At 72.7% G+C, this 16,350-nt stretch carries 13 protein-coding genes; 7 read left to right on the top strand and 6 right to left on the bottom strand.

The genetic code is table 11. From position 1 onward, the window contains the following. Positions 1 to 152: 152 nt before the first annotated feature. From FFK22_RS13380 to FFK22_RS13370, 3 genes are all read left to right on the top strand, one after another. Positions 153 to 1,280: an iron-containing alcohol dehydrogenase gene (locus tag FFK22_RS13380; protein ID WP_138887967.1), complete on the top strand. Its 1,128-nt coding sequence runs from the start codon at positions 153 to 155 to the stop codon at positions 1,278 to 1,280. Between the two features lie 272 nt (positions 1,281 to 1,552). Then, positions 1,553 to 2,641: a P1 family peptidase gene (locus FFK22_RS13375; RefSeq protein ID WP_138887966.1), complete on the top strand. Its 1,089-nt coding sequence runs from the start codon at positions 1,553 to 1,555 to the stop codon at positions 2,639 to 2,641. 56 nt (positions 2,642 to 2,697) lie between these two features. Further along, the gene (locus FFK22_RS13370) at positions 2,698 to 3,195 is read left to right on the top strand and encodes an SH3 domain-containing protein (RefSeq protein WP_138887965.1); all 498 of its coding nucleotides are present in this window, start codon (positions 2,698 to 2,700) and stop codon (positions 3,193 to 3,195) included. A gap of 11 nt (positions 3,196 to 3,206) precedes the next feature. Here FFK22_RS13370 and pyrF read toward each other — a convergent pair whose 3' ends face one another. Next, a complete protein-coding gene (pyrF, locus tag FFK22_RS13365; RefSeq protein ID WP_138887964.1) occupies positions 3,207 to 4,034 on the bottom strand; it encodes an orotidine-5'-phosphate decarboxylase in 828 nt (275 codons plus the stop codon). 96 nt (positions 4,035 to 4,130) lie between these two features. On the opposite strand from pyrF, the gene FFK22_RS13360 reads away from it, so the two are divergent. Next, complete coding sequence (locus FFK22_RS13360; protein ID WP_138887963.1) at positions 4,131 to 5,015, top strand: LysR substrate-binding domain-containing protein; 885 nt, start codon at positions 4,131 to 4,133, stop codon at positions 5,013 to 5,015. Positions 5,016 to 5,060: 45 nt separating this feature from the next. Here the strand turns inward: FFK22_RS13360 and trxA are convergent, their stop codons facing one another. The 4 genes from trxA to tsaE form a co-directional block, all read right to left on the bottom strand. Further along, positions 5,061 to 5,381, bottom strand: coding sequence for a thioredoxin TrxA (gene trxA, locus FFK22_RS13355; RefSeq protein ID WP_138887962.1), 321 nt, complete (start codon positions 5,379 to 5,381; stop codon positions 5,061 to 5,063). 75 nt (positions 5,382 to 5,456) lie between these two features. Beyond that, positions 5,457 to 8,897, bottom strand: a complete 3,441-nt coding sequence (gene addA / locus FFK22_RS13350; protein ID WP_138887961.1) for a double-strand break repair helicase AddA — start codon at positions 8,895 to 8,897, stop codon at positions 5,457 to 5,459. Further along, the gene (gene addB, locus FFK22_RS13345) at positions 8,894 to 11,839 is read right to left on the bottom strand and encodes a double-strand break repair protein AddB (protein WP_138887960.1); all 2,946 of its coding nucleotides are present in this window, start codon (positions 11,837 to 11,839) and stop codon (positions 8,894 to 8,896) included. Before addB ends, addA begins: the two co-directional genes overlap by 4 nt. Next, complete coding sequence (gene tsaE, locus FFK22_RS13340) at positions 11,836 to 12,306, bottom strand: tRNA (adenosine(37)-N6)-threonylcarbamoyltransferase complex ATPase subunit type 1 TsaE (protein ID WP_138887959.1); 471 nt, start codon at positions 12,304 to 12,306, stop codon at positions 11,836 to 11,838. The genes addB and tsaE overlap by 4 nt, the downstream gene beginning before the upstream one ends. Before the next feature lie 113 nt (positions 12,307 to 12,419). Here tsaE and FFK22_RS13335 point away from each other — a divergent pair, with 113 nt between their 5' ends. Then, positions 12,420 to 13,430, top strand: a complete 1,011-nt coding sequence (locus FFK22_RS13335) for an NAD(P)/FAD-dependent oxidoreductase (RefSeq protein ID WP_221938572.1) — start codon at positions 12,420 to 12,422, stop codon at positions 13,428 to 13,430. A 3-nt stretch (positions 13,431 to 13,433) separates the two neighbouring features. Here FFK22_RS13335 and FFK22_RS13330 read toward each other — a convergent pair whose 3' ends face one another. After that, a complete protein-coding gene (locus FFK22_RS13330) occupies positions 13,434 to 14,039 on the bottom strand; it encodes a LysE family translocator (RefSeq protein WP_138887957.1) in 606 nt (201 codons plus the stop codon). A 123-nt stretch (positions 14,040 to 14,162) separates the two neighbouring features. Here FFK22_RS13330 and FFK22_RS13325 point away from each other — a divergent pair, with 123 nt between their 5' ends. Continuing rightward, entirely contained in the window at positions 14,163 to 15,299 is a 1,137-nt protein-coding gene (locus FFK22_RS13325) for an aminotransferase class I/II-fold pyridoxal phosphate-dependent enzyme (RefSeq protein ID WP_138887956.1), read from the top strand. A 78-nt stretch (positions 15,300 to 15,377) separates the two neighbouring features. Further along, positions 15,378 to 16,343, top strand: a complete 966-nt coding sequence (locus tag FFK22_RS13320) for a hypothetical protein (RefSeq protein WP_138887955.1) — start codon at positions 15,378 to 15,380, stop codon at positions 16,341 to 16,343. The last annotated feature ends 7 nt before the right edge of the window (positions 16,344 to 16,350 follow it).

Here is a 16,350-nt window from a genome sequence, read left to right as displayed (position 1 = left end):
GCGGATCCCGGGTCGTTGCCGCGGCAGCATATCGCCGGCCGGGGTCGATCGGTTTGCGTATCGCGCGCCGCCGCGCAAAGCCTTTGCGCCGGCTTCCGATGCCGGGCGGCATCCTCTAGGCTTTCCACCGACGCCGCAAAAGGACCGCACCGATGGCCGACACCATCACCTATCTGACCACCACCCGCTTCGGGTCGGGCGCGGTCGAGCTGCTGCCGCAGGAGCTGGCCGAGCTCGGCATCCGCAAGCCGCTGCTGGTCACCGACCAGGGCATCGCCCGGCTGCCGCTGCTCGACCGGGTGCGGCGCATGCTGCCGGCAGAGCACGCGGTGTTCGCCGAGACGCCGGGCAACCCGACCGAGGCCGCAGTCGACAAGGCCTTCGCGGCCTACAAGCACGCCGCCTGCGACGGGCTGCTCGCACTCGGCGGTGGCTCGGCCATGGACCTGGCCAAGGCGGTGGGCCTGCGCGCCACCCATGCCGGGCAGCTGGCCGAATACGCGCTGATCGAGGGCGGCGCCGGCCGCATCGGCCCGGTGGCGCCGCTGATCGCCGTGCCGACCACCGCCGGCACCGGCAGCGAGGTCGGCCGCGCCGCCCTGATCACCCTGCGCGACGGCCGCAAGCTGGCGCTGATCAGCGGACACCTGATCCCGGCCCGCGCCATCTGCGACCCCGAGCTGACGCTCGGCCTGCCGCCGCTGCTGACCGCCGCGACCGGCATGGACGCGCTGACCCATTGCATCGAGACCTTCCTGTCGCCGCGCCACAACCCGCCGGCCGACGCCATCGCGCTGGACGGCGCCGAACGCGCCATGCGCTTCCTGCCGCGGGCGGTGGCCGACGGCAGCGACCGCGAGGCGCGAGCCGAGATGATGATGGCGGCGCTGGAGGGCGGGCTGACCTTCCAGAAGGGGCTGGGCGCGGTGCACGGCCTGTCGCATGCGCTGGGCGCCATTCCGGCCCCTGTGCTGCATCACGGCACGCTGAACGCCGTGATCCTGCCGGCGGTGCTGCGCTTCAACGCCCCGGCGGCGGCGGAGAAATATCCCCGGCTGGCCCGCGCCATGGGCCTGGCGGAGGAGGCCGACCTCGCCGCCGCGATCGAGGATCTCAATGCACGGCTCGGCCTGCCGAAGAGCCTGCGCGAGATGGGCGTCACCGAGGCGCATCGCGACCGCGCGGTCGCCGGCGCCGTGGTCGACCACTCCACCGCCAGCAACGCCCGGTCGGTGTCGCGGGCGGATTACGAGGCCCTGTTCGACGCCGCGCTCGGGTGACGCCGGGGCCTGTCTCGCTTACAGGATAGGCAAATTTCAACGGCGCTGACACGTCAGGCAAAATTTTTCAAGGGGGTGGGAACCTCCCCCCAGGCAAGGGGTTCTAGGGATGCACGTCCGCATCGTGCATGAACCTCCCTGTTCAACTCGGGCCGGCCATCGGGTCGGCCCATTTTCTTGTGCCTATCCACCCCAATCGGGGCGTAGATCGGCCCGGCCCGGCTTGCTACCCAGGCATGGGGGCGAAACTCCGGCGTTACGGCGAGGGTGGGATGGCGCGCGCGAGGCTGCGGGATCTGGGGCTGTCGATCGGTACGCTGCCGCCCGGCCCGAAGAACGGCATCACCGATGTTCCCGGCGTGCTGGTCGGCCAGGTCACCCTGGTCGAGGAGGCGCCGCATGTCATTCGCACCGGCATCACCGCGATCGTGCCGCAGGACGGCGAGATCTGGCGCCGCAACCTGTTCGCCGCCGGCCATGTGCTGAACGGCAACAGCGAGGTCACCGGCCTGACCTGGATCAACGAGTTCGGCCTGCTCTGCGGTCCGCTGTCCCTGACCGGCACCTTCTCGATCGGCGCCGTGCATGAGGGCATGGTCGACGCCGAGGTGACGCTGGCGACTGGTGCCGACTTCAAGATGCCGCTGGTGTCCGAGACCTATGACGGCTGGCTGTCCGAGAGCGAGCATTTCGTGGTGCGGCCGCACCACGCGCTGGAGGCGCTGCGCCGCGCCACCGCCGACCCGGTGGCCGAGGGCTGCGCCGGCGGCGGCACCGGCACCAACGCGCATGAGTTCAAGGCCGGCACCGGCACTGCCTCCCGCATCGTCGCCCAGGGCGGCGACAGCTGGACCGTCGGCATCCTGGTGCAGACCAATTACGGCGACCGCGACCGGCTGCTGCTCGACGGCGTGCCGGTCGGGCGCGAGATCCCGGTCACCGACGTGCCCAGCTGCTTCGCCCAGCGCCGGGTCGAAGGCTCGATCCTGGTCGTGGTCGCCACCGATGCGCCGCTGTTCCCGCACCAGCTGAAGCGGCTGGCCCAGCGGGCCGGCCTGGGCCTGGCCCGCTGCGGCGGCCTGGGCTGGCCGGGCAGCGGCGACGTGTTCATCGCCTTCTCCACCGGCAACGATCTCGGGCAGGCCACCGACACCAGCCGGGCACTGCCCTTCGAGAACCTGCGCATGCTGCCCGATTTCGCGCTGCAGCCGCTGATGGCGGCCGTGGTCGAGGCGACGGAGGAGGCGATCTGGAACTCGCTCTGCGCTGCCGAGACCACGGCCGGCCGCAACGGCCGGGTCAGCCACGCCTTGCCGATCGAGCGCCTGCCGGAGATCATGCGCCGCTACGGACGCACTTGACGGCGGCGGCGACCGGGATTCTTGTGTCGGCATCGACCGCCGCCAGCCGGAGCCCCATGCACCGCCTCTTCGCCGCCCTCCTCCTCGTCGTGGCCGTGCCGCTGGCTGCCCAAGCCGCCGGCAGCGGCCAGCCGGTGCCGCGATTCGTGTCGCTGCGGTCGGACGAGGTCAATCTCCGCACCGGGCCGGGCGAGCGCTATCCGGTCGAATGGGTGGTCAGCAAGAAGGGCCTGCCGGTCGAGGTGATCGCGGAGTTCGACACCTGGCGCCGGGTGCGCGACTGGGAGGGGATCGAGGGCTGGGTGCACCAGGCCCTGCTGACCCGCCGGCGCAGCCTGGTGGTCACCGGCAAGGAGGACCAGCCGATCTACAACGAGCCGAGCGAGGGCTCCGGCCTGATGGCGAAGGCCGAGCCCGGCGTGATCGGCTCGCTGCTGCGCTGCCCGGGCGACGGGGCGCAGGCCGACTGGTGCTATGTCGACCTCAAGGGCTATCGCGGCTGGATGCGCCGGGCGGCGTTCTGGGGCGCCTATCCGGGCGAGAAGGTGGAGTAGCAGGGCCGCGTTCAGGCCGGCCAGGCGGCCTCACGGTAGCGCAGGATCGAGTCGCGCAGCGCCGTGGAGCTCGGCCCCTGGCCGAGGACGGCGCGGGACACCACAGGCAGGACCCGCCCGCGCGCGGACCGAAACTTCGTCCCCAACTCGGCCATCTCCGCGCCCTGCGGGCCGATCCCGGGCGCCAGGATCAGGGATTGCTGCAGGCGGTCGAGGATGGCCGCCGGATCGGTCGTCGCGCCGACCACGGCACCCAGCACGCCGACGCCGGGTCCCCGGGCCGCGTTGAAGGCGCTGATCTCGTCGGCCAGGGCCTCCGACACGGTGCGGCCGTCGGGATGGCGGGCCTGCTGCAGCGCGCGGCCCTCCGGGTTCGAGGGCTGCACCACGACGAACACGCCCGTCCCCGTCGCCACGGCGCGGTCGAACACGGGACGCAGCGCGTCGAACCCGAGAAAGGCGCTGACGGTCACGGCGTCGCCGCCGAAGCCGGATCCGGCCCCGAGCATCGCGGCCGCGTAGCCCGCCATGGTTCCGGCCAGGTCGCCGCGCTTGGCGTCGATCAGGCACAGCGCCCCTTGGGCCTGGATCTGCGCGACCGTCGCGGCGAGCTCGGCCATGCCCGCGGCCCCGAAGCGCTCGAAGAAGCCGGTCTGGGGCTTGATCACGGCGACCAGTTCGCCCGCCGCCTCCAGCGTCGTCCGGCAGAACCGGCGCAGGCCGGCGATGTCATTGGCCAGCCCCCAGGTCCGGAACAGCTCCTCCGACGGGTCCAGGCCGAGGCAGAGTGGCGACCGGCTGGCGGAAAGATCGGCGAAGCGCTGGGCAAAACTGGCCATGGCATGACTCCGGTTGAATGACCCTTGCTTGATCGGGCCTTGGCCTTTCCCGGGCAATCGACTAAGCCGGTCGGGGATGTGAGCTGGAGTCACAGGATGAGGCGTCGGCTTCCTTCGCTGAAGGGCCTGCAGGCCTTCGAGGCCTTCGCTCGCGCCGGCTCGATGGTGCGCGCGGCCGACGAGCTCTGCGTCACCCACGGCGCCGTCAGCCGCCAGATCAAGGCGCTGGAACAGCAGCTCGGCGCGAAGCTTCTGGCAGGGCCGCGGCACGATCTGGTCCTCACGCCGGCGGGACGCGAGCTCGCCGCCAGTCTGGCCGCGGCGTTCGACCGGATCGCGGCGGGGCTGCCCGGGGCCGGGGCGGGGGAGGAGCTCGTCGTCTCCTCGCCGGGCACCTTCGCCATGAAATGGCTGATCCCGCGCCTCGCCGGCTTCATCGACGCCAATCCCGGAATCCAGGTCCGGATCCTCGAGGATGGGGGGGCGGCAAGCTTCGGCGCCGTCCAGGCGGCGATCCGGCTGCACCGGGGCGCGGCGCCGCCCGGCATGACGGCGACGCCCTTCCTCGATCACGCCTATGGTCCGGTGCTGTCTTCCGCCCTGTCAGGCGCGGCGGACCGTAAGGCGGCTCTGTTCCTGCCGCGGCTGCACAGCGAGACCTTCGCGGGTGGCTGGGCCCGATGGGCCGCGGATGCGGGCGTCGAGCTGCCCCCGCCACGGGCCGAGCGGTCGTTCGAGCACAATTCCTACATGATCGAGGCGGCGGCGGCAGGCCTCGGGATCGCGGTCACCGCCTGGGCCTTCGCGCAGACCGACATCGAGACCGGCCGGCTGATCGCGCCATGGGGCTTCAGGCCCCTGGCGACCCGCTTCACCTGCCTCAGGCCCGCGTTGGCAAGCCATCCCGCGGCGGAGCGCTTCGCCCTGTGGCTGGTGGCGGAAGGCCGCCGGGCCAAGCGGCCACCGGCCGCAACGCCATGAAAAAGCCCCGCCGAAGCAGGGCTTTCCGTCACGATCGCAGCTGGATCAGAGGTTGCTCTCGACCCAGTCCTGCAGGCTCTTCTTCGGCACCGCGCCGATCTTGGTGGCGGCGACCTGGCCGTCCTTGAACAGCATCAGGGTCGGGATGCCGCGGACGCCGTATTTCGGCGGCGTCATCGGGTTCTCGTCGATGTTCAGCTTGACCACGCTGACCTTGCCGCCCAGCTCGGCGGAGATCTCCTCCAGCGAGGGGCCGATCATCTTGCAGGGGCCGCACCATTCGGCCCAGAAGTCCACCAGGACGGGACCCGAGGCCTTCAGGACGTCGGTTTCGAAGCTGGTATCCGAGACGGGCTTCGTGCTCATGGAAATTCCTTGCCTTAGGGGCGGGGACGCCACCTCACCACGTGGAGATAGGGTAGGGACGAGAACGGAACAAGGTCAAGCCGATGCGCCGGGGGCATGCCGGTCCAGCGTCGCGGGCGGGAGTTCCATCAGCCTCGGTCCCTCGGTCCACAACAGCGCGCAGCGCACTGTCCGGCCTGGATAAACCAGCCGCAGCGCGGCGCGATAGGCGGCCATCTGCACCAGATAGGCGCGCGGCACCGCCTCGATGCTGACCGGCGGCGGCCGGTTGGTCTTGTAGTCGACCACCAGCACCGAATCGGGAGTCACCACCAGCCGGTCGATCTGGCCGGACAGGGCCCGGCCCTCGACCAGGCCGACCACCGGCACCTCGGCCCTGCTGCCAGGGCCGAACAACGCTTCGAAGCCCGGCTGGTCCAGCACCGCCAGGGTCGTGGCCACGATCTCCGCCTGCTCGGCCTCGTCGCGGCCATGCTGCGGCCGGGCCAAATAGCGCCGCGCCGCCGCCTCGCGCGCCCCCGTCGGCAGCTCGGGCAGGGCCTGCAGCAGCGCATGGATCAGGGCACCGCGGCGGAACCGGCCCTGGTCGCTGCCCTCCAGCGGCGACCGGGCCGGCGGCTCGGCCTCGGGCCGCGACGGGGTCAGCGGCCGGGTCGGGTCCGGCTCCGGCGGCGGCGGCCGGTGCAGCCAGTCCGGCGCCGGCACCTCGGCCCCGGCCAGCGGGGCGACGGCTTCGGGACCAGCAGGCCGGTCGGCCTGCGGGCGGTGCAGGCGCAAACCTTCGCCCTCGACGCCGTCGATCGATACCGTCGCGGCATCGGCCAGCGTCGCCAGCCCGTCGCGGACCAGATGGTACCAGCAGCCATCGGCCGGCTTGCCGCGCTCGGTGGCGTAGTGGCCCAGCAGATACAGCCGGTCCTCGGCCCGAGTCAGGGCGACATACAGCAGCCGGCGATACTCCTGGGCGCGGCGGCGGTCGGCGCGCTCCATCGCCTCGCGATAGGCGGGCGGCCGGCTGGCCGCGCGCGGCGCCCACAGCGGCACCGGCAAGGCCTCGTCCGGCCACAGGATCTTCTCCCCGGCCCGGGCGCTGCGACTGGGCATGCCGACCAGGTCGGGCAGGATCACGATTGGCGCCTGCAGGCCCTTCGACCCGTGCACGGTCATGATCCGCACCTGACCGCCGCCCTGCTCCTGCTCGCGCTTGACCTCGGTCTCGCCGGTCTCCAGCCAGTGCAGGAAGCGCTGCAGCGACGGCGGCAACTGCCGCTCGAAGCCCAGCGCCAGCGACAGGAATTCGTCCAGCGGGTCCTCCGCCTCGGGCCCCAGCCGGCCCAGCATGGCGCGGCGGCCGGAGATCACATCGCCCGGGCAGGGCTGGGCCAGCACGCCGGAGAACAGCTCGAACGGCGCCTGGAAGTCGACCCGGTCCAGGATCTCCGACAGCCAGCTCCGCGCCGGCTTCACCGCCGGGTCGGGCGATGCCGCCATCGCCCCCCACAGCGTGCCGCGCCGGCCATGGGCCAGGGCGAACAGCCGGTCGTCGTCGAAGCCGACCAGCGGGCCCTTCAGCAGCTCGGCCAGGGACAGATCGTCCTCCGGCAGCAGCAGGAAGCGGGCCAGCGCCATCAGGTCCATCACCGCCAGCTGCTCGGTCAGCACCATCCGGTCCATGCCGCCGACCGGGACATTGGCCGCCTTCAAGGCCCGCATCAGCTCGACGAAGAAGCGGTTGCGGGTGCGCACCAGGATCAGCACATCGCCGGGCCGGATCGGCCGGCCCTTCGATTCGAGGATCGTGCCGTCGCGCAGCCAGCCGGCGATCCGCGCCGCGATCAGCTTCGCCAGCCTTGCGCCGGGGTCGCTGATGCCGCGCTGCTCGGTCGGCGGCTCCCAGGCCGGCGGCTCGTCGCTCTCGCTCGGGCCCAGGGGCGGCCACAGCTCGACCAGCCCGCCATGCAGCCGCCGGCCCTCCGACACGAAATGACGCGGCGGCTCCGGCGCCACCCCATCCAGCGCCGGGTCGCGGGCGAAGACGGCATCGACCAGCTCCAGCACCGCGGCGACCGAGCGGAACGAGGTTTCCAGCGGGATGGTATGGAAGGGCCGCTCGGCCTCGCGGCTGCGACGGTCGAACAGGCCGTGCACCCGGGCGAACTCGGCCGGGTCGGCGCCCTGGAAGCTGAAGATCGACTGCTTCTCGTCGCCGACGACGAAGACGGTGCGGTCGACATCCTCGCGGGCGCCGAGCCCGGCGAAGAACTCCCCGGTCAGGGCCTCGACCACCCGCCACTGCTCCGGGCTGGTGTCCTGCGCCTCGTCGATCAGCACGTGGTCGATGCCGCCATCCAGCTTGAACAGCACCCAGGCCGATTTCCCGGGCCGCTCCAGCAGGTCGCCGGCCTGCAGGATCAGGTCGTCATAGTCGAGCAGGGCGCGCCGCGCCTTGTCGGCCCGGTAGCGCTCGATCAGCGCCGCGCCCAGGGCCAGCAGCGCCGCGGTGGCGTCGGCAGTCTCGGCGGCGCGCAGCCGCTCGGTCAGCGCCAGGATCCGCTCCGCCTCCGCCTGCAGTGCCTCCAGCACGCCGGCGACCGCGGCCACGGACCGGGTGGCCAGCGTCTTGTAGATCGTGCCTTCCTTGGTCAGGAAGCCGCGGAGGTATTCGGCCCACCGGCCGGCCCGGCCGTCCGGGTCCTCCAGCCAGTTGGCGATGGCGGTGCCGCGGTCCTGGTCACTTTTCTTGTCGCTGTCGAGAAGCGCATAGGCGGCGGCGCGCACGGCATCGCAGTTCAGCGCCGAATCGGCACAGGCGTCCCGCAGCAGGCTGTCGGCGGTGGCGCCCTCGGGCAGCTCGAGTGCCCGGCGGATCTCCGCCACCAGGGCCTCCAGCCCGCCATGCTCGTCCAGCAGGCGGGTCAGCTGGCCGCGCTCGGCCACCAGGGCGCGCACGATCTCGCCGAACTCGTCGGCGCCGACCGACGCCGCCACCCGGTCGACCGCCCAGCCCAGGCTTTCATCCTCCAGCACCTGGCGGCGCACCCGCTCCAGCATCTCGGCGGCGCTGCGGTCGTCGATCAGCTCGAATTGCGGCGGCAGCCCGGCCTCGACCGGGAAACGGCGCAGCAGCGACTGGCAGAAGCTGTGCACGGTCTGGATCCGCATCCCGCCGGGCACGTCCAGCACCCGGGCGAACAACCGCCGCGCCTCGGTCTGGACCTTGGTGGCGGGCGGCGCCCCCACCAGGTCGGCCAGGGCGAGCTGGAGCTTGTCGTCCGGCATGGTGGCCCAGCGCGCCAGGGTGGCGGCGATGCGGTTCGCCATCTCGGCCGCGGCGGCGCGGGTGAAGGTGATGCACAGGATGCGGTCGGGCGGCGTGCCGGCCAGCATCAGCCGCAGCACCCGGTCGGTCAGCACCTTGGTCTTGCCGGTGCCGGCCGAGGCGCCGACCCAGACGGAGTGCCCGGGGTCGGAGGCGCGGCGCTGCGTCGCCGTCGGATCGGGGCGGATCGCGCTCATCCCTCGCCGTCCCCCGCCGACCATTCCTTGACCCGGGCCAGATGGGCATAGTCGGAGAAGCGCGGCGCCAGGCCGCGCGGTTGCGACAGATAGGGCGTCTCCGGCAGGTCGAAACGGCCGACCAGGCCCAGCAGCCCGGCCAGCGCCTGTTCGGCCAGGGCGGCGAGGTCGCCCTCGGCCGGTTTCACCGGCTTGATTTCGCCGGCGGTCGCGGCGCCGGACAGGCGCCAATGCTCCAGCCCGGCCACCGGCACGCCCGAGGGCACGCCGGGGAAGCCGCCGTCGCGGATCATCATCGCCTCCAGCGGCAGCTGCGGCTGGTGCCCGGCCAGGATCTGCTCGTTCGACGGCACCACGCCGGTCTTGTAGTCGACCACCACCAACCCGTCCGGCCCCTGGTCGATGCGGTCGGCGACGCCGGACAAGGCGAAGGCACCGGCCGGGGCGGCCAGGGTGACCAGCCCCTTCTGCTCGGTCAGGATCGCCCGCCGCCCGGCCGCGCGCAGCTGCGCCTCGGCCTCCACGAACCAGGCGGCGATGCGAGCGAAGCGGGGCCACCAGAAGGTGCGGATGTCCGGCCCCGGCGGCAGCTTGGCGAACTCGGCCCGGCCCAGCGCCAGCAGCCGGTCGAGGGCATCGGGCGGCAGCGTCTCGGGATGGGCTTGCAGGAAGGCGGCCAGGGCGTCGTGGATCGCGGTGCCGCGCTCGGCCGCGCCCGGCTCAGCCTCGATCGGGTCCAGCGGCTCCAGCCCCAGCACCATCCGGGCGTAGATGGCGTAGGGGTCCTGCATCCAGACCGAGATCTGGGTCACCGACAGGCGCCGCGGCCGGGCGGCGACCGGGGGCTTGGGCTTGGGCGGCGCCACCGGCCGCACGGCGTCGGGCTCGTCGATGTGCCGGGCCAAAGCGCGCCAGTCGCGCTGCGGCGGCGCCAGGGCCAGGCCGGCGCCGTCCAGCACCGCCTGCAGCCGCAGCAACCAGCGCGACGGCACCGTCGGCGTGCCCTCCACCTTCTCCGCCCGGGTCAAGAAAACCTCGGCCCCTGCGGCGGCCTGGGCGAAGTCGTTGGCGGCCAGGCCGATGCGCCGCTCCGGCGCCGGCAGGCCGAATTGCCGCCGCATCGGCCGCGACAGCCAGGGGTCGGCGGCCGGCGCGGACGGCCAGGTGCCCTCGTTCAGCCCGCCCAGCACGATGCGGTCGAACCGGGCCATGCGGGCCTCGACCGGGCCCAGGATCGCCAGCCGCGGGTGCCGGCCCCAGCGTGGCCGCACCACGGCCCCGTCCATCATCGCCTCGAACAGGCCGGGCCAGTCCTGGCCGGGGATCGTGGGAAAGCCGTCGAAGCCGGTCAGCAGCTCCTCGGCCAGGGCCTGTGCCGCGTCGCCGTCCTCGGCCCGCCACAGCCGGGCGGGGCCGGACTCGGCATCGGTCTCGGCCAGCGCCTCGGCGCAGGTGATATGCAGGCGCAACAGCTCGGCCGGTGACTGGGTCTCTTCGCCCACCGCGGCGACGAAGGGGCCGAGGATGTCGCCGACCTTGTCCAGCCAGGCGGCGAGCGCCGGCCCGGCGCCACTGGCGGCCAGCGCCGCTTTCAGGCCGGCGATGCCCGGCTCGGGCGCCGGGCCGCGCAGCACCTGTCGCTCCAGCCGCCGCAGCGCCTCGCGGAACAGGCCGATCGGCCCGCCGCCGGCCGCCAGCGGGTGCTTCAGCAGGGCCAGCACCGACAGCGGCGAGGCGTCGCGGAAGGCGACGTCGGCGACCAGCCGCAGATAGGCGCCGACCGGGGTGTCGGCCAAGGGCCGGCCGGCCGAATCATCGACCGCAACTTGCCAACGTGTGAGATGGGCCGCCACCCGGCGGGCCAGGTCCCGGTCCGGCGTCACCAGCGCCCCGGTGCGGCCGGGCGTCTCCAGCACCTCGCGCAGCAGCAGGGCGATGACGCCAGCCTCCTCCTGCGCCGTGGCGCAGTCGATCCGGGCCAGGCCGGCCAGCGCCGCGGCCTCCAGCCCGGCGGGGCTGCGCCAGGCATCGGTGGTGGCGGCCGGCCGCATCACCTCGCGCAGCAGCACGGTGCGGTCGGGACCGCCGGCCGGCGGCGTCGGCCAGTCGGCGACCGCTGTCCGGTCGACGCCCAGCCCTTCGAGCATGCGCTTCAGCGGCTGCTGCGGGTGGCCGTCATCGAGCTGGTCCCAGCTCTCGCCATCCATGAAGCGGTCCAGCCCGGGCAGCACCAGCGCACCCTGCGGCAGCGACGCGACCACGCGCAGCAATTCGATCTCGGCCGGGTTGGTGCCCAGCAGGCCGGCGGCGATCACCGGGTCGGCCGGCGCCGATTCCGACCAGGCCTCGGCCTGGGCGCAGGTCAGCCGGGTGCGCCATTCGGCCGGGTCGAGGGCGTCGAGGTCCTTCAGCACCTCGGGCCAGGCGGTGGTGACGATGCCGAGGAAGCGCAGCGTTTCCTGCCAATGCTCGGCCAGCTCCGTCGGCACCAGCCCGTCCAGCCGGTCGAAGCCCAGCCCCTCGGCCTGCACCTCGTCCAGCAGCCGGGCCAGCGCCGCCGCCAGATGCATTGCTTGGTCGGCGCCGACCTCCTGGTCCTTCCGGGCCAGGACCAGCCGGGCCAGCAGGATCTGCCGCTGCCTTGGCTGAATGGCCGGCGGCAGATCCAGCGCCTCGGCCACCGCCGGGGTCTCGCCGGCGGCCAGGCCCAGCGCGTCGGCATCGATGTCGCCGACCGGCAGCAGCCGCGGCAGCAGCAGGGGTTTGCCCTCTGCTGCGCGCAGGAAGGCGTCGCGCAGGGTGGTGCCGGCCCGTCGGCCCGGCAGCAGCACGGTCATGGCGCCCAGCGCCAGCGGGTCGCCCGCGGCTTGGGCCAGCAGGCCGCGGGCCAGCGCATCGGCAATGCCGCCGCCGGCCCCGATCGTATAGACCCGCGGGGTCACGGCCCCTCGCGCAGGGCCCGGGCCAGGGCCGCGCCGCGGCCGCCCAGGCCGATGATCGTGGCGATGCGGCCGTCGGCCTCGCCATGGGCCAGCTCGATCTTCAGCCGGTCGGTCGGCACCAGCGGGCCCAGCCGGTCCGGCCATTCCACCAGGCAGATGCCCAGCCGCGCCTCGTCCCAGCCGAGCTCCAGCACCTCCTCCGGCGCCGCCAGCCGGTACAGGTCGAAATGCCACAGCTCGCCCGCCGGCAGGTCGTAGGACTGGACCAGGGTGAAGGTCGGGCTCGGCACCTCCAGCTCCGGCTCGCCCGAAGCGGCGCGGATCAGGGCCCGCGCCAGGAAGGACTTGCCGGCGCCGAGATCCCCGGCCAGCAGTACGATATCGCCGGGCTGCAGCCGCGCCGCCAGCCGCGCCGCCAGGGCTGCGGTCGCGGCTTCGTCCGGCAGGTCGAGGGTGAATCGGAACATCGGCCGATTGTTCGCATAATGGGGCCCATTGCGTCACCCCGCGTCGCATCGCGATGATGCGCCGGGCCACGGAACCGGCTATCCCATCGGGGCCTGGAGCCCGGAGGACCACCATGCTGCACCGCACCGACGTCGCCATCATCGGGGCCGGCCCGGTCGGGCTGTTCGCGGTGTTCGAATGCGGCATGCTGAAGATGAAGTGCCATGTCGTCGACGTGCTCGACGTCCAGGGCGGGCAATGCGCCGCGCTCTATCCGGAAAAGCCGATCTACGACATCCCCGGCCAGCTGCGGATCGAGGCGGCGGAACTGATCGATAGGCTGGTGGCCCAGGCCGCGCCCTTCGACCCAGTCTATCATCTCTGCCAGCGGGTCGAGACGCTGGCGCGGCAGCCGGACGGCCGGTGGCTGGTCGGCACCAGCACCGGCACTGAGATCGACGCCGCGGCGGTGATCGTCGCCGCGGGGGTCGGCGCCTTCGGCCCGAACCGGCCGCCGCTGGCCGGGATCGAGGCCTATGAGAACCGCTCGGTGTTTTACATGGTGACGCGGAAGGAGGCGCTGCGCGGCAAGCGGGTGGTGGTGGCCGGCGGCGGCGACAGCGCGCTCGACTGGTCGATCCTGCTGGCCGACATCGCCGCCAAGGTCATGGTGGTGCACCGGCGCGACAAGTTCCGCGGCGCGCCGGACAGCGTCGCCAGGCTGCATGCCTTGGCCGAGGCCGGAAAGATCGAGCTGGTCACCCCCTACCAGCTGCACGGGCTGGAGGGGGCGGGCGGCCAGCTCTCCGCCGTCACCGTGGCGACGCTGGACGGCGAGGTGCGGCGGCTCGACGCCGACGTGCTGCTGCCCTTCTTCGGCCTGTCGATGAATCTCGGCCCGATCGCGGACTGGGGCCTGGCGCTGGACAAGAGCCACATCGCCATCGACCAGGCGACGGCGGCGACCAGCGTGCCCGGCATCTTCGCCGTCGGCGACATCGCCACCTATCCGCACAAGCTGAAGCTGATCCTGACCGGCTTCGCCGAGGCCGCCTCGGCCGCCCATGCCATCCACCCGCTCGCCCATCCGGGCGAGGTGCTGCATTTCGAGTATTCGACGACGTCCGGGGTGCCGGGGGCGTAGGCCTCAGCCCAGCAGGTCGGCCGCGATCGGGTACAGCGAGGCGACCAGCAGCAGGGCCATGCCGAGGTTGAAGGCGCGGACCGCGGCGGGGGCGTGCAGCACCCGGCGCAGCGCCGTGCCGAACAGGGCCCAGCACCCGACGCTGGGCAGGTTCACCAGCCCGAACACCACGGTGACGATGGCCAAATTGCCCAGGAATCCTGCCTGCGGCGTGTAGGTGGCGATGGCGCCCACCGCCATAACCCAAGCCTTGGGATTGATCCATTGGAACGCCGCGGCCTCCAGGAAGGTCATCGGGCGCCCGGCCTCGCCGCCGGCCGAGATCGGCCCCGACCGCGCGATCTTCCAGGCGAGGTAGAGCAGATAGGCGGCGCCGCCGTATTTCAGCAGCTCGTACAGCAGCGGCCAGGCGGCGAAGGCGGCGCCCAGCCCCAGCCCGACCGCCGCCACCATCACGGTGAAGCCGACGGCGATGCCGACCATGTGCGGCACCGTCCGGCGAAAGCCGAAGCTGAGGCCGGAGGCGGTCAGCATGATGTTGTTCGGCCCCGGCGTGATCGAGGTGACGAAGGCGAACAGGGTGAAAGAGGAGAGCAGCTCGGGCGTCATGGCCGCACAGTGGCGCGGCCGGAGGATCGATACAATCGGAACATTGTCCCGAACAATTCCGGCGTGGAGCAATATCAATCTCCGTGCCACCCTCCGGCCGCGCCGCCGCCTGAGGAGACACCGATGTCCTTGCCCGAATTCGCGCTCGAAGCCTATTTCGCGCGCTGGGAGTTCACCGCCCGCCACAATCTCTGTGCCTCCGACATGGAGTCGCTGACGCTGACCGATCTCCTGGCCCTCGGCACGCCGCAGCAGCGTGAGGCCTGGGACCGGCTGTGGCTCGGCTACACCGAGACCGCCGGGGCGCCGACGCTGCGGGCCGCCATCGCCGGGATGTATGCCGGGCTGGAGGCCGACGACGTGGCAGTCACGGTCGGGGCGGGGGAGGCGATCTTCCAGTCGGTGCGGGCCCTCCTCGGCCCGGACGACCATGCGGTGACGTTGATCCCGAACTACCAGTCGCTCGAGGCGGTGGCCGCCAGCATCTGCGCCGTCACCGGCGTGCCGCTCGACCCGGCTCCGGAGTCCGAACACGGCTGGTCGCTCGACCCGGACCGGATCGCGGCGGCGCTGCGGCCGAACACCAAAGCCATCATCCTGAACCTGCCGCACAACCCGACCGGCTACCTGCCGCCGCGCCCGGTGTTCGACGCGATCATCGACCTCGCGCGGTCGCGCGGGATCTGGATCCTGTCGGACGAGGTCTATCGCGGGCTGGAGCGGCGCGAGGAGGAGCGCCTGCCGCCGGCGGCCGAGCTCTACGAGCGCGCTCTGTCGGTCGGGGTGCTGTCCAAGACCTATGGCCTGCCGGGGTTGCGCCTCGGCTGGGTCGCATGTCGCGACCGCGAGCTGCTGCGCCGGATCGTGCGGCAGAAGGACTACACCACGCTGTGCGCCCCGGCGCCGAGCGAGGCGCTGGCCGAGATCGCGATCGGCGCGCGCGACCGGCTGATGGCGCGCAGCCGGGCCCTGGTCGCCAAGAACCTGCCGCTGCTCGACGCCTTCTTCGCCCGCCACGCCAACCGCTTTGAGTGGCAGGTGCCCGCGGGCGGCTGCATCGCCTTCCCGCGCTATCTCGGCGGCGAGGGGGTGGATGCCTTCGCCGATGACCTGGTCGAGCGCTCCGGCGTGCTGCTGCTGCCGGCGCGGGTCTACCGCTCCGCCCTCGGCCCGGTGCCGGCGGACCGCTTCCGCATCGGCTTCGGCCGCGCCGACATGCCGGAGGCCCTGGCGGCGCTGGAGGTGCATCTCTCCGCCTGACGGCCTGCGACGCGATGGCGGGGAGGCGCGGCGGGGCCGCAGCGTGTAGGGTGCGGCCGGACCACCGGAATGAGACCCATGCTGCGCCGCCTCGCCTTCGCTCTCTTGATCCTGCTGCCGGCCCTGCCCGCGGCGGCGGCCGACCAGACCCTCGGCACCTTCCGCGGCACGGTCGCGGGCACCGGCGGAGAGACCGAGGCGATCGAAGGCTTCGCGGCCGTGGTGAAGGACGATCGCGGCCGTTTCGTCCTCGGCATGACCGCGACCGGCGAGGGTGTGATCCGCGCCCGCCAGATCCAGCTGCTGCTGCCGGCCGATGTCGCGCCGGGCGATCTTCCGGTCGGCAGTTACGATTCGGCCCGCCACGACAAGGACGGCAAGGCCGCCGGCGCGCTCTACCTTGCCATCGGCGCGGACGGGTCGCGGGTGCGCGACTGCCGGCTGGTGCCGCAGGGCACGGTCGAGATCTCGGCCGTCTCGCCCTTCGCCGGCACGCTGAACTTCACCTGCCGCGATTCGTCAGAGGCGACGCTGTCGCTGACCTTCGACGCGGTGCCGGTCGACCCGAACCAGGTGGTGCCGTCCGAGCCGGCCGCGGCCTCGGCCGGCCCCGGCCGGGTCAGCACCAAGGTCGGCGCGCCGGTCAACGCCACCATCACCGGCACCGGCTCGGCCAAGCGCCAGGCCGCGGGCAGCCGGCTGCTGCTGCTGTATCTGGAGCAGGAGCGCGACGTCCACGGCACCAAGCAGATGATGCCGGTCGGCGCCGTGGTGGTCGCCCTGCCGAAGGACGCGGCGCTCGGCGCGCACGACCTGAAGCCGTTCTCCCAGGCGGTCGCGGCCGACAAGTCGGCGACCGGTTACGGCGTCTCCTTCAGCCTGGAGGCCGGCGACGGCTCGATCGACGGCTGCGACCAGGCGGCGAGCGGCACCCTGACCTTGACCGGCCTGGACCCGCTCGCCGGCTCTGCCCGCTTCACCTGCGCCGATCAGAGCGACCTGTCGGTCGAGAGCGACTTCGACGGCATCCCGACGACCGACTGACGGGCTG

This window comes from Mycobacterium sp. KBS0706, from assembly GCF_005938675.2.
Taxonomy (GTDB): domain Bacteria; phylum Pseudomonadota; class Alphaproteobacteria; order DSM-16000; family Inquilinaceae; genus Inquilinus.
Note: the sequence above shows the minus strand (reverse complement) of the source record. Positions and strands in the feature narration are given on the sequence as shown.

What these genes read in the sequence shown, in the direction of transcription:
- FFK22_RS13320 (WP_138887955.1), top strand. Translation starts at nt 15,378, where the DNA reads ATGCTGCGCCGCCTCGCCTTCGCTCTCTTGATCCTGCTGCCGGCCCTG.
- addA (WP_138887961.1), bottom strand. Translation starts at nt 8,897, where the DNA reads ATGAGCGCGATCCGCCCCGATCCGACGGCGACGCAGCGCCGCGCCTCC.
- FFK22_RS13335 (WP_221938572.1), top strand. Translation starts at nt 12,420, where the DNA reads ATGCTGCACCGCACCGACGTCGCCATCATCGGGGCCGGCCCGGTCGGG.
- tsaE (WP_138887959.1), bottom strand. Translation starts at nt 12,306, where the DNA reads ATGTTCCGATTCACCCTCGACCTGCCGGACGAAGCCGCGACCGCAGCC.
- trxA (WP_138887962.1), bottom strand. Translation starts at nt 5,381, where the DNA reads ATGAGCACGAAGCCCGTCTCGGATACCAGCTTCGAAACCGACGTCCTG.
- FFK22_RS13380 (WP_138887967.1), top strand. Translation starts at nt 153, where the DNA reads ATGGCCGACACCATCACCTATCTGACCACCACCCGCTTCGGGTCGGGC.
- FFK22_RS13375 (WP_138887966.1), top strand. Translation starts at nt 1,553, where the DNA reads ATGGCGCGCGCGAGGCTGCGGGATCTGGGGCTGTCGATCGGTACGCTG.
- FFK22_RS13325 (WP_138887956.1), top strand. Translation starts at nt 14,163, where the DNA reads ATGTCCTTGCCCGAATTCGCGCTCGAAGCCTATTTCGCGCGCTGGGAG.
- FFK22_RS13360 (WP_138887963.1), top strand. Translation starts at nt 4,131, where the DNA reads ATGAGGCGTCGGCTTCCTTCGCTGAAGGGCCTGCAGGCCTTCGAGGCC.
- FFK22_RS13330 (WP_138887957.1), bottom strand. Translation starts at nt 14,039, where the DNA reads ATGACGCCCGAGCTGCTCTCCTCTTTCACCCTGTTCGCCTTCGTCACC.
- pyrF (WP_138887964.1), bottom strand. Translation starts at nt 4,034, where the DNA reads ATGGCCAGTTTTGCCCAGCGCTTCGCCGATCTTTCCGCCAGCCGGTCG.
- FFK22_RS13370 (WP_138887965.1), top strand. Translation starts at nt 2,698, where the DNA reads ATGCACCGCCTCTTCGCCGCCCTCCTCCTCGTCGTGGCCGTGCCGCTG.